The following is a 12603-nucleotide window of genomic DNA, read 5'->3' on the forward strand; positions in this document are numbered from 1 at the left end:
GAATTAATATTCCATAATTATAGGAATAATCATTGGTCTTCTTTTCGTTTGCTGATACAAATACGAGCTAAGCGTATCACGTATTTCTTGTTTAATGTTTGTCCATTCGAACGTCTCTTTATTCACATACTTCTCAACAATTTTTCTGACAAGATTTGCGGACTCTTCAAGTAGCTCTTCGGACTCACGTACATAGACGAATCCGCGCGAAACGATTTCCGGTCCTGCCGCGATGCGCTTTTGTTTACGATTTAGTGTTACAACCACTGTAAAGATTCCATCCTGCGAGAGGAGTTTGCGGTCGCGAAGAACGATATTTCCAACATCGCCTACACCGATACCATCAATCAGAATATTACCTGCCTGCACTCGTCCACTCATGCGCATTTTATCATTTTTATATTCGACAATATCGCCTTTGTCCGCAATAAATATTTGTGACTTTTGAAGTCCTGTTTCCTGTGCTAGCTTGGAATGCGCAATGAGCATCCGATACTCACCTTGGATAGGGATGAAATAGTCGGGTTGCATCAGGTTCAGCATTAGTTTCAAATCTTCTGAACTACCATGCCCCGATACATGGACATTCTTACTTGAAGTAAGGACGCTTGCACCAGCTTTTGCAAGATCATTCATCGTCTGAAACATCGAAACTTCCATCCCTGGAGATGGTGTAAACGTAATAAGAACTGTATCTGTTTCTTTGATGCGCAAGTCTCTATGCTGTTTACGGACAATTTTTTCAAGGGCATCAAGCGGTTCTCCCTTGTTACCTGTCACGATAATTACAACTTTATCATCATCATATTTCTCAATTTCTTTAACCGGAATGACAATGTCATCTTCAATTGTTAAATAACCGAGTTTCAAGCCAACCTCAAAGTAACTTTCAAGACTTTTCCCAACGACAGCAACTTTTTTCCCTGTTTCAAGTGCTGTGTCGAACACTTGCTGGATACGGATAAAGTTCGATGCATACAGTGCGACTAAAATTCGGCCTTCTGCTCCGTGGAATGTTTTGGATAAACTTTTTTCAATAACCGACTCTGAGGTCGTGTAGCCCGGACGCTCCGCTTCAGAAGAATCCGACATGAGAATGAAGACACCTTCTTCACCAAGTGCAGCCATCTTCGCAATGTCTGGACGATATTTACCTTTAGCAGACTGATCGAACTTGAATTCGCCAGTGTGCACAATCGCCCCTTCACTTGTATGGAAAACTATTCCAAGTGAATCTGGGATACTGTGTGTCGTATGGAAGAATGTCACATATGTACATTTGAAATTCATGCGACTTTTGTTTGTAACTTCAAAAAACTTGACGTTAGGTGGTGCTGGCATCACTTTTAAATGTTCTTTCGCTAGTGCAATTGTCAATTTAGATCCATAGACAGGTGCTTGTACTTTTTGCAATAGGTACGAAATTGAACCAATTGCGTCTTCATGACCGTGCGTCAAGAAGATTCCTTTTACGCGGTCTTTGTTTTCTTCGATATAACTAATATCTGGAATGACGATGTCGATTCCAAGCATTTCTCCTTCAGGGAACATAAGCCCTGCGTCAACGATGAAGAGTTCTTCATCAACTTCGACCACGTACATCGCTTTACCGATTTCTCCAACTCCACCGAGTGGAATGATTCTAATTATTTCATTTTTAGTTTTCGTCACTTTGTTTCCTCCTATTAATAATTCCCGTCCATAACGACTATATTTCATTATACGGGACAGGAGCTATCTGTACAAACAAAAAAAGCCGGTAATTGATACCGGCTTCGTTTAATTAAAAATATGAAGGTTTTTTTCATAGTTTTTCCAGACTTTATCAAAGGCATCATCCTTGCCTTCGAGTCCGATCAGTGGCAACCTGACTCCCCCAGTTTCAACTCCCAGTTTTTCTAGTGCGTATTTCACCATTACCGGATTGGGTGCGGAAAATATTGCTCGGAATAAAGGAAGTAACGTTCTATGCATCGCACCCGCCTGTTCCGTGTGTCCGTCCTTGAACGCTGCAATCATCCGTTGCATTTCATTGCCTGCAACGTGTGAGGCGACCGACACGATACCTTTTCCACCTATTGCAAGGGTAGGTAACGCCAACGCGTCGTCCCCACTGTAGACTGAAAATCCGTTATCCGTCCCAGAGATGATGTCAACTATCTGGTCGAGGCTTCCACTCGCTTCTTTTACCGCTCGGATATTTTTTATTTTTGATAAAGCGATAAGTGTCTCTGGAATCATATTTACGGCAGATCGTCCTGGGATATTGTACAACATAACTGGCAGGCTGGTTTCCCCTGCAACATGCGAAAAGTGAGCGTACATTCCTTTTTGATCAGGTTTGTTGTAATAAGGTGCGACGAGCATAATACCGTCAGCCCCCACTCGTTCCGCCATCAGTGTAAGCTTGACAGTTTCTCTTGTAGAAAACGTACCCGTCCCTGCGATGACTGGTACGCGCTTATTCACTATTTTTACAGTTAATGCAAAAAGTGCTTCCTTCTCTTCTACAGAAAGTGTAGGTGATTCGCCAGTCGTACCACACACGACCAATGAATCACTTCCATTCGCAATCAGATGATCAATCAGTTTTGCAGTTTTGTCGTAATCAATGTCTCCCGTTGATGAAAAAGGTGTGACCATTGCCGTCGATACGCGTCCAAGTTCCATATTTATCAGCCCTTCATTTTGATTTATTAGTTAATCAAAGTTTCTGCAATTTGCACAGAATTAAGCGCCGCACCTTTAAGAAGATTGTCCGATACAATCCACAGGTGGAATCCTGATGGATGGTTTGGATCTTTTCGAATACGACCCACAAACACTTCATCTTTTCCTTCGGCGAATAATGGCATCGGGTACAATTGTTTAGATGGATCATCTTGGACGACGACGCCTGGCGCATTTTCAAGTAAAGCATGAAGCTCTTTTACGGATACTCCGTCCTTACCAATTTCAATATATACTGACTCAGAATGCCCTGTAACGACAGGTAGGCGCACACAAGTCGCTGACACGGCCAATTTTTGATCATTAAATATTTTTTTTGTTTCATTTATCATTTTAAGTTCCTCAAGTGTATAGCCTGAAGGATCGAATGCGTCAATTTGGGGAATCGCATTGAATGCGATTGGATAATGCCGTTCTGCTGAAGCAGATGGTAAAATAGTTGCTTCTGTTTTCGAACGGTTTTCAAACTGTACACTTTGATTTTCCAATTCATCAATTGCTTCGGAACCTGCACCTGAAACTGCTTGATACGTGGAAACAATGATTCGATTTAGACCGAACTTCTCACGAATTGGTTGTAATGCAGTAACCATCTGAATCGTTGAACAGTTCGGGTTAGCGATGATTCCTGTATGTCCACTTAAAGCTTCAGTGTTCACTTCAGGAACAACTAGCGGAATTTCTTTTATCATTCGGAATGCGCTTGTATTATCGATGACAACCGCACCTCTTTTTACTGCTTCATGTGCAAACTTTTCAGAAATGGCACCGCCCGCACTAAAAAAAGCAATATCGATGCCGGCGAATGATTCTGGAACAGTTTCTTCAACGATATAGTTATAACCGCCCGCCGTAATCTCTGTTCCAGCAGACCGTTTCGATGCTAGTAACTTGATAGATGCGACAGGAAAATCACGTTCAAGTAATTTCTCAAGAATTTTCGTACCAACTGCCCCCGTCGCTCCAACTATTGCAACATTCATTTTTTTCATCTCTATCTCCCTTTCGGCTCATACGGATTTACAAATAATCAGATTATGCAAATGTTATGCTGTTTTCCACATTGCCCAAAAAACGGCACGATAAGCAGAAACACTATAATCCCTTACACCGTTAGCAGTTCATTGGAGGAATTATATCATATATTCGATTATTCTGCTCTTTAATTAATTATGAATGATTAATAACGGTTGAAGTTGTCTTTTTTCGAGGGCAGCAGCTGCCGCAGGTACCATGAGTGTGAAATCGGAGATAAGTGAGTTTGGCTTCTTCAACGGATCGTCCTGTCCGAACGGGATGAAAAAGACATTTTTCATATTGAGTAGTTTCATAAGATTCATTGCGTTTAAACCGAGTGCATCATTTGTTGAAATCCCAATGAGGACAGGACTGTCATTTCGTAGTGTAGCTTTGGCAGCCATCAATACAGGTGAATCTGTCGCCGCGTTGGCAAATCGACTCATAGAATTCCCAGTCATCGGTGCAATAACCATACAATCGACTGGGGTTTTCGGACCGAATGGCTCAGCTCCAACAATCGTAGAAATGACTTTCTCGCCTGTTGCCTTTTCAATTCGTTCTATCCATTCTTCTCCAGTTCCGAAACGCGTTGCAGCTGTCAAAACAGAGTGAGTGATAACGGGTACGACTGCAGCTCCTGCGTCTTTTAGTGCAGTAATTACTGGTATGATTTCCTCATACGTACAATGTGAAGCCGTAATCCCCAGACCTATTCTCTTTCCCTTTAGCATCGTGTTCCCCTTTCATCTTCTATACATTCTCTCGAGCGCATCCGCTAAAGCGACTGCTGCATCTACAGGAAAGTGTTTTCCCGGTAATCCGAGGAGTACTGTATAGTATTCAGATGAAAGCTGCGCCTTTAGGCAGCCCGGGGCTGATGCAAGGTCATAAATGTGCAGACTGGGGTTCTTAGTAGCAGCAAGCCATTTAGCGGGAATCGTGTTGATCAAAATCTCATCTTTCATTGCCCAATCATCCGTTAACAGCTCGGTCTTATATCCGTGATAACAGGCTTCACCGAGCTGAGCGTCAGCCCTAGCAACGACGGTCACAATGGCCCCTAAAGACGCCAATGCATGCGCTGTTGCCTTGCCAACCTTACCGAAACCTGCTATTGAAAAATGAGTCCCTGAAATGCACCGTTTAGTACGTGCATAGTATTCATGAATGAATCCCTCGGCAGTCAGTTTCGCATTTTGCCAAATGAATTGCTCTTCTTTAAAATAGGAATGGATTGACAGTCCCGCCCCTTTATAGGACCTCAACCACTCCTCCGACGCAACTCCTGTAAAGAGCTCCGTTCCCTCTTCTAATAATGACGGAGGGATTGGATCTTTCATTTGTAAAATCGGGAACACAATTTGCTTTGGCGAATATTCAACAATTCTTTCACCAAGTTCATCCGAATAATTATTGGTTCCAATATGGTGAGTGGCAAATCCTCGTTCAAACATTATCTTACTGCAAGTTCCCAATCTGCTATCCGTTCCAATGAAGAGCCAATTATTATCCTTCATAGCTAGCCAACTCATCCATACTATGCGTTTTTCCGAACAAAATACGATGTTCTCCAATCAAGACAATTTCATGCCAGGGTATGAATTCTTCCGAAGCTTCCTGACGGTTCTTGAATGAAAAACGACCGAACTTCTTCTTTATTTCAAATCCGATAATATCGCCTGTTTTTCCGTTAAAAATAAGGTCGGTATCCGCCAAAAAACCATAGCGGACCCCGTCCTCAACTTGAATAAGCTCTTTTTGAGCAAGTTCTGAAAGTAGCATCGTCATTCCCCTTTCCTTCATCTCCATCCATCATATGAGAGGAACATGGGAAAACTGACTGACACCATCAATCAAATATTAAATTCTTTTAGAACATCCTTTGGCGCAATGATGGATATTGCCCGTTGCCCCCCAAAGATGTCGTTTGCCATTCTATACACCTGACTTATTTCGACATTATCGATAAGAGCTACGACTTCATCTGCAGATTTATGTTCCCTTAAAATGAGTTCGTTTTTCCCATTGCGGTGCATTATCGCTTCTGAACTTTCTAGTCCAAGTAGGAAGCCGCCTTTTAACTGCTCTTTCGCATTATGCAATTCATTTTCCGTAATGCCTTCTTTTAAGATCGCATCAATAACACCATCAATCGTATCGGATAATTCCCTTAGATTCTCAGGGGAAGTACCGCCGTATATCATGAATGCACCTGTCGATTTATATGCTGAGAAATAGGAATGAATTGAGTACGCCAGACCACGTTCTTCACGAACTTCCTGAAATAGTCGCGAGGACATCGAGCCCCCTATTATACTATCCAACACAATTAACTCTGGGATTCGTTCATCATCTACAGGTAGCCCTGTAAAGCCAAGACAGATATGTGCTTGTTCAATATCTTTTTCTTTTAAAGTAAGTCCACCGTGGAATTCAGGTAACGCTAATGGTGCCGAGTGTTCGGCCTTCTTTTCCCGTTTGAACGAACCGAACTGAACTTCAATAAGCTGTATTAATCGTTTGTCATAGTTCCCCGCTACAGATATGACAATCTGCTCCGGAGTGTACATTTTTTCCATGAAGTCATCTATCATTTTGCGATTGAAAGTACTTATTGTTGCTTCATTTCCAAGTACCGGTTTTCCAATTGGTTGTTCTGGATACATAACTGGCCATAATCTTTCATCTACATCGTCATCGGGCGCATCTTCAACAGCCGCAAGCTCATCAAGGACAATGGACTTCTCTTTTTCGATTTCCGCTTCATCAAACGCCGAGTTGAAAAACATATCGGTTAAGATTGAGAGTGCGCGGGGAGCTTGATGTCCAAGTACTGTCGTGTAATAACACGTCATTTCTTTCGATGTAAAGGCGTTAACATCTCCACCAATCCGATCAAATTCCTCTGCTATCGTACGCGCACTTCGTGAAGCTGTCCCTTTAAAGAGCATGTGTTCAATAAAATGAGCGATTCCCGCTTCCGATTCCATTTCGTCTCCCGAACCGGCACCAACCCATATCCCTAGTGCCACCGAGCGTACATGCGGCATTTTTTCATGGACGATTCTGACGCCATTTTGGCATATATGCGTTTCTATCATTCCTCGAATCCCCCTTTAAACTCTATTCTTTTGTATAGTATATTTGATAAATGAAGAAAAGCGCAAGCTGCTCGGACTAGTGAACTTAGCATAAGTTCACCACATCACCTCTTGTTTGCTTATTACCTGAGCGTAAGGTCGCTGGCAACTGAACAATAAGGAAAAAGCCCTCATCTTCATTTGAAGAGGGGGGCTTTCCATTCGATTACTTTATGTCGATTTAGCTATTTGCTTTTTCAGCAGCTGCTTTTTCTTCAAGAATGACAACTTTTCTAGACAAGTTAACTCGTCCCTGGTTATCGATTTCAATTACTTTAACGAACATTTCATCGTTCATTTTCAAGACGTCTTCAACCGATTTCGTCCGTTCTTCTCCAATTTCAGAAATATGAAGAAGTCCATCTTTTCCTGGGAAGAGTTCAAGGAATGCACCGAATTTCTCAATTCGTTTCACTTTCGCCATATAATATTCGCCAACTTTTGCTTCACGAACGATATTTTCAATCATCGCTTTCGCTTTGGCGTTCATTTCATTATTTGGAGAAGAGATGTAAATCGTACCATCTTGCTCAGTATCGATTTTAACGTTCGTCTCTTCAATGATTTTGTTAATCACTTTTCCGCCAGGCCCAATTACGTCGCGAATCTTGTCTGGATTTATTTTGATGACGATAATTTTCGGAGCATATTCCGAAAGCTCTTCACGCGGTCCTGAAATTGCTGTGATCATATGGTTTAAAATCTTCAAGCGACCCACTTTTGCTTGTGTCAATGCTTCTTCCAAGATTTCACGTGAAAGACCCTCAATTTTAATATCCATTTGAAGTGCAGTAATCCCTTTAGAAGTTCCTGCCACTTTGAAGTCCATATCGCCAAGATGATCTTCCATCCCTTGGATATCGGAAAGGACAGAATAGTTGTCCCCTTTTTTCACAAGACCCATTGCGATACCCGCAACCGGAGCTTTAAGTGGAACACCCGCATCTAACATAGCCATTGTTGAAGCACAGATTGATGCTTGTGAAGATGAGCCGTTTGACTCAAGCACTTCTGCTACGAGACGGATTGTGTACGGGAAATCAGTGTCATTCGGGATAACTGCCGAAAGTGCGCGTTCGCCGAGGGCACCGTGTCCGATTTCACGACGGCCTGGTCCACGGATTGGACCCGTTTCACCAACACTGAAGTTCGGGAAGTTATAATGGTGCATGAAACGTTTTGTTTCTTCAAGACCAAGACCATCGATGATTTGTACTTCACCGAGGGCTCCCAGTGTACAAACACTAAGCGCTTGCGTTTGGCCGCGTGTAAAGAGACCCGAACCGTGCGTACGTGGCAAGAGGCCAACTTCTGATGCAAGTGGACGGATTTCATCAAGGCCGCGGCCATCAGGACGGATTTTCTCATCCGTAATTAGGCGACGTACTTCTTCTTTAACCATTTTATCCAAAACGCCTTTTACTTGTTTCATCGTAGCATCGTCCGCTTCGTTTTCTTTGTAGCGTTCGATCACTTCGTTTTTCACTGCATTGATAGCATCTTCACGCGCATGCTTCTCTACGGTTTGGATTGCATTGATAAGATCGGTTTCACAGCTATTTTTAATATCAGACATAATTGTTTCATCCAATGTGAATAGTGCAACTTCCGTTTTCGCTTTGCCAATTTCAGCAACAATTTTTTCTTGGAATTCAATCAGTTTAATGATTTCTCCGTGCCCGAACATAATTGCTTCAAGGATGATATCTTCCGCGACTTCTTGTGCGCCTGCTTCAACCATGTTGATAGCATCTTTAGTACCAGCGACAACAAGGTCTAGCTCACTCTTTTCCAATTGAGCCGGTGTTGGGTTAACGATGAATTTCCCGTCGATTAATCCAATTTGGATACCAGCAATCGGTCCTTCGAAAGGAATATCAGAAACCGACAATGCAAGTGAAGAACCGAGCATTGCTGCCATTTCAGATGAACAGTCTTGATCAACTGACATAACAAGTGAAATAACTTGAACATCATTGCGGAATCCATCTGCAAATAAAGGACGGATCGGACGGTCAATTAGTCGGCTTGTTAAGACCGCTTTTTCTGACGGGCGTCCTTCACGTTTAATGAAGCCTCCCGGAATTTTCCCAACCGCATACATGCGTTCTTCATAATTCACTGTAAGAGGGAAGAAATCTAACCCCCGTGAATTTTTAGAAGATGTTGCAGTCGAAAGTACTGTTGTTTCTCCGTAGCGTACAAGTACTGCTCCGTTAGCCTGTTTTGCAAGTTGACCCGTTTCAATTGTCAACGGGCGACCTGCCCAATCAAGTGTGTAAACTTTTTTCTCTGTCATAAATTGAACCCCTCTCCATATTCCAGCCTGAACTGTATACGTGTATGTATTAGTTGTAGTGTAAGTGATAGCGCTCAGTGAACACAAGTTTTTACATCATTAACCGTCATCATGGCACATTTGTACAGTATACCACTTTATTGTGGTTTCTAGTATAGAATAGGTGGAATCGATGTGTTTTTTGAGTGGCGAATTAAAATACTTGTGTATGTGTGGAATTGGGGATTTAAAAAATAGCCACTACTGACTTAGGTTGAAGGCTATTTAGGGGGAATGCATGATCCTTTGAATAACGCTACAGCGCTTAGAAAATGCCTTTCGCCATAAGCCAGATAGCGTTCGTTGTCACCAGTCTCATGGCTTCGGCTGCCCCTGTAAGGCGCCAAAGCTATTTTATATACCTTTTTCGATACTTAAAGCATGCGGCGATCGCGACTAACCCCATACCGTTTGTAAAATGATTGGTGGCCAGTATTTACATTCAACTATTCCGTTAAATACGGAATCATGCCTCTTCCTTAATTTCTCTAAGAGCATTGCGCACGTCTATATTGAAACCAGTTTCAGATACAATCCATGCCATCGGGTTTTCATCTATCTTACTCCACAATGACCAGGCTGAATCAAAAAGACCTCTTTTCATTGTAGGTTGTTGTGCCGGATCAAAAAGAAAATTGACCGTTCCTATTATGTACAGCTGGTATATTCTTATGCTAAACCCGCTTAGAATCCTCCGTTCCTAAGTGATTCATCCAAGAAGACCTCTTTAAGGCTATTTTAAATGAACAATCTACAAGTTCAATATTAGCTTACGTATATTGCGGAGCTGTCTGTTTAAAGTAAACGCATTGAAAAGATTTTGAGTCATTAAACTTGTGGCGGTCATAATAAGGCTGATGCCGGTCATAATCGAAGCCATGGCGAGCATAACAGGCCACATGGCGGTCATAAAGGCACCCGTGGCGAGCATAACAAGCTCTATGGCGGTCATAACAAAATCAAAGCACCTAAAAAAACGCAAAAAAAGCGGGCACAAGGCCCACTTTCGATAGTCATCTTATTAACGGCGAAGGCCGAGTTTAGCAATAAGATCACGGTAACGCTGAACTTCATTGTCTCGTAAGTATCTCAAAAGTCTTTTACGAGTTCCGATCATTTTGTAAAGACCACGACGTGAGTGGTTGTCTTTCTTATGAAGACGGAAATGTTCTGTCAGGTTATTGATCTCTTCTGTAAGGACAGCGACTTGTACGTCTGCTGATCCAGTATCAGTATCATGAATTTTATATTCATTGATCAATTCATTTTTACGTTCTTGTGTGATAGCCATCTTCTTCACCTCCAATAGTAAGATATCCCCGGTTCCCGAGCAAGCGTTGGTGATTCGCGATGCCAAGGAATGGTTTGTGCACATTAGCACCTTTTTATAATACCATGCTTATTTTTGAAACGCAACAATCATCGATGTGTTGCTAGAATCTCTTCTGCACTGATTTTATCTTTTTCTATCTGTTCAACAAGAAGATCGATAGAGCCGAATTTTTGCTCATCGCGGATATGTCCAATCCAGTCTACAAATGCTTCTTTGCCATAGAGATCTCCGGCAAAATTGAGTACATGCACCTCTACGACAGCCTGCATATCACTTGGGTCATGGAACGTCGGTTTCACACCAACATTGCATACGCCCTCATACGTTTTTTCATCCACAGTGAAACGCACCGCATAGACACCATTTGCAGGTAACACAGTTCCACTCTCGGGTAAGACATTTGCAGTTGGGAATCCAAGCAATCGTCCCCTTTTCTCACCATCAACAACCACGCCAACTGTCCGAAAAGGTCTGCCGAGAAGTGATGTGGTCTCCCCAACATCTCCTCTTGAAAGAAGTTGCCTAATTCGAGTAGAGGAAATCTTCTCCTCGTTATCAGTTACTTTTTTGATAACAGTTGTACCAAATTCCCCGTCTGATAATGCATCCATCTGTTCCATTGTACCCGCTCCCTTCGAACCGAATGTATAGTCAAATCCTGCAGTGACATGCAAAACATGTAGCTCTTTCAAGAAAATATCGACAAATTGTTTAGGAGAAAGAGAAGCAAGCGCCCAGTCAAATGTCACGATGAACAAAGCATCGATACCCATGGAACGAAGCAGCCTAATTTTTTCCGGATACTGCGTTATATAACCAACCTTATCTTCACCGTCACCAAATAGATGAGATGGGTGTGGATCGAATGTCATAACAGCCGAGCGAATACCAAGTTCTTCGGCTTTTCTTTTCGCTTCCTTGATCACTGTCTGATGTCCAATATGCAATCCGTCAAAGAAACCGATCGCAAGGGAATAATGCGAATCACTTTCAATCGTAACTTTTCCTGGATAATGCAATTTGTGGATGTCCATTGTAGTCGCCCCCTTACCTGTTCAACGGAAACATCTTTTCAGGCTTCATGAGACCAAGCTTGGTAGGATGCTTCTTGTATACTGCAAGTGCCTTGCCTTCATTCATAAATACGATTGACTCTTCACTTTCAAGTAGTGGATGCTCATCCAATACTTGACCATTCTCCACTTTTTCAATGAGCTCTTCACTGATTTCAACGGTCGCGAAACTACTAAGTGCATCTTCAAGAGGTCGAAGTATCGTTGCGATTTGTCCTTCTTCCTGAAGTGCCCTCACTTCATCCAACGTCCTGCAGTCTGTCTGCACGTAAGTTCCTGACGATGTTCTGACAAGTGCGGCCATATGCGCAGGGAAACCAAGCAGTTCCCCTATTTGGACAGCAAGCGTTCGGATATACGTTCCTTTTCCGCACGCAACCCTGATACGGAAAGAGATTGTTTCACCTTCATACCATTGTACAGTATCCAACAATTCAATTTCATGAATGAATACTTTTCGTTCAGGCCTTTCAACTTCAATTCCTTTACGTGCATATTCATATAATTTTCTACCGTTTACTTTTACTGCAGAATACATTGGTGGGATTTGGACAATTTCACCAGTTAACTTCGTAAGCGCTGCTTCAATTTCCGTTCGTGTAATATGTTTTGGGGACAAGTCACTAGTGACTACCGCCCCGTCTGCATCTTCCGTTTCAGTTGCAGTTCCTATGGAAACAACCGCAATATATTCCTTGCCAGAATCGGTAACGTATTCAGCCACCTTCGTCGCCTGTCCAATACAAATCGGCAATACACCTTCAACGCTCGGGTCAAGTGTACCGGTATGTCCAACTTTTTTCGTACCAAGAATTTTCCGCAATTTGAAGACACAATCATGCGAAGTCATACCTTTTTCTTTCCATAGAGGAAGTATTCCGTCCATACATATCGCCACCTTCGAAGTTCCTATTATATGTAAAAGGAGGAAGTCGGAAAGTCCTTGTGGACACCGACTTCCTCCTTTTT

The 12603-nt window shown here is 42.4% G+C and carries 11 protein-coding genes; all 11 read right to left on the reverse strand.

Going from position 1 to position 12603, the window contains the following annotated elements; translation table 11 throughout:
• Window positions 1-3: 3 nt before the first annotated feature.
• The gene (locus FQ087_RS09630; protein WP_149580231.1) at window positions 4-1671 is read right to left on the reverse strand and encodes a ribonuclease J; all 1668 of its coding nucleotides are present in this window, start codon (window positions 1669-1671) and stop codon (window positions 4-6) included.
• A gap of 108 nt (window positions 1672-1779) precedes the next feature.
• Window positions 1780-2670, reverse strand: coding sequence for a 4-hydroxy-tetrahydrodipicolinate synthase (gene dapA, locus FQ087_RS09635; RefSeq protein ID WP_149580232.1), 891 nt, complete (start codon window positions 2668-2670; stop codon window positions 1780-1782).
• A 26-nt stretch (window positions 2671-2696) separates the two neighbouring features.
• A complete protein-coding gene (locus FQ087_RS09640; protein ID WP_149580233.1) occupies window positions 2697-3722 on the reverse strand; it encodes an aspartate-semialdehyde dehydrogenase in 1026 nt (341 codons plus the stop codon).
• A gap of 174 nt (window positions 3723-3896) precedes the next feature.
• The gene (locus FQ087_RS09645; protein ID WP_149580234.1) at window positions 3897-4481 is read right to left on the reverse strand and encodes a dipicolinate synthase subunit B; all 585 of its coding nucleotides are present in this window, start codon (window positions 4479-4481) and stop codon (window positions 3897-3899) included.
• Window positions 4482-4493: 12 nt separating this feature from the next.
• A complete protein-coding gene (locus FQ087_RS09650; RefSeq protein ID WP_188006692.1) occupies window positions 4494-5267 on the reverse strand; it encodes a hypothetical protein in 774 nt (257 codons plus the stop codon).
• Window positions 5257-5538, reverse strand: coding sequence for a YlmC/YmxH family sporulation protein (locus FQ087_RS09655; protein ID WP_370456047.1), 282 nt, complete (start codon window positions 5536-5538; stop codon window positions 5257-5259). The genes FQ087_RS09650 and FQ087_RS09655 overlap by 11 nt, the downstream gene beginning before the upstream one ends.
• Before the next feature lie 65 nt (window positions 5539-5603).
• On the reverse strand, window positions 5604-6851 hold the full coding sequence (locus FQ087_RS09660) for a M16 family metallopeptidase (protein WP_149580236.1): 1248 nt from the start codon (window positions 6849-6851) through the stop codon (window positions 5604-5606).
• Window positions 6852-7071: 220 nt separating this feature from the next.
• A complete protein-coding gene (pnp, locus tag FQ087_RS09665) occupies window positions 7072-9189 on the reverse strand; it encodes a polyribonucleotide nucleotidyltransferase (protein ID WP_149580237.1) in 2118 nt (705 codons plus the stop codon).
• A 1060-nt stretch (window positions 9190-10249) separates the two neighbouring features.
• Entirely contained in the window at window positions 10250-10519 is a 270-nt protein-coding gene (gene rpsO / locus FQ087_RS09670; protein WP_149580238.1) for a 30S ribosomal protein S15, read from the reverse strand.
• Window positions 10520-10647: 128 nt separating this feature from the next.
• Window positions 10648-11595 (reverse strand): bifunctional riboflavin kinase/FAD synthetase, encoded by a 948-nt coding sequence (locus FQ087_RS09675; protein WP_149580239.1) that lies wholly within the window; start codon window positions 11593-11595, stop codon window positions 10648-10650.
• A 13-nt stretch (window positions 11596-11608) separates the two neighbouring features.
• Window positions 11609-12520, reverse strand: a complete 912-nt coding sequence (truB, locus tag FQ087_RS09680; RefSeq protein ID WP_149580240.1) for a tRNA pseudouridine(55) synthase TruB — start codon at window positions 12518-12520, stop codon at window positions 11609-11611.
• Window positions 12521-12603: the final 83 nt, after the last annotated feature.

This window comes from Sporosarcina sp. ANT_H38 (genome assembly GCF_008369195.1).
GTDB lineage: Bacteria > Bacillota > Bacilli > Bacillales_A > Planococcaceae > Sporosarcina.

What these genes read in the sequence shown, in the direction of transcription:
- pnp (WP_149580237.1), bottom strand. Translation starts at nt 9,189, where the DNA reads ATGACAGAGAAAAAAGTTTACACACTTGATTGGGCAGGTCGCCCGTTG.
- FQ087_RS09675 (WP_149580239.1), bottom strand. Translation starts at nt 11,595, where the DNA reads ATGGACATCCACAAATTGCATTATCCAGGAAAAGTTACGATTGAAAGT.
- FQ087_RS09655 (WP_370456047.1), bottom strand. Translation starts at nt 5,538, where the DNA reads ATGACGATGCTACTTTCAGAACTTGCTCAAAAAGAGCTTATTCAAGTT.
- FQ087_RS09650 (WP_188006692.1), bottom strand. Translation starts at nt 5,267, where the DNA reads ATGAAGGATAATAATTGGCTCTTCATTGGAACGGATAGCAGATTGGGA.
- FQ087_RS09660 (WP_149580236.1), bottom strand. Translation starts at nt 6,851, where the DNA reads ATGATAGAAACGCATATATGCCAAAATGGCGTCAGAATCGTCCATGAA.
- truB (WP_149580240.1), bottom strand. Translation starts at nt 12,520, where the DNA reads ATGGACGGAATACTTCCTCTATGGAAAGAAAAAGGTATGACTTCGCAT.
- dapA (WP_149580232.1), bottom strand. Translation starts at nt 2,670, where the DNA reads ATGGAACTTGGACGCGTATCGACGGCAATGGTCACACCTTTTTCATCA.
- rpsO (WP_149580238.1), bottom strand. Translation starts at nt 10,519, where the DNA reads ATGGCTATCACACAAGAACGTAAAAATGAATTGATCAATGAATATAAA.
- FQ087_RS09645 (WP_149580234.1), bottom strand. Translation starts at nt 4,481, where the DNA reads ATGCTAAAGGGAAAGAGAATAGGTCTGGGGATTACGGCTTCACATTGT.
- FQ087_RS09640 (WP_149580233.1), bottom strand. Translation starts at nt 3,722, where the DNA reads ATGAAAAAAATGAATGTTGCAATAGTTGGAGCGACGGGGGCAGTTGGT.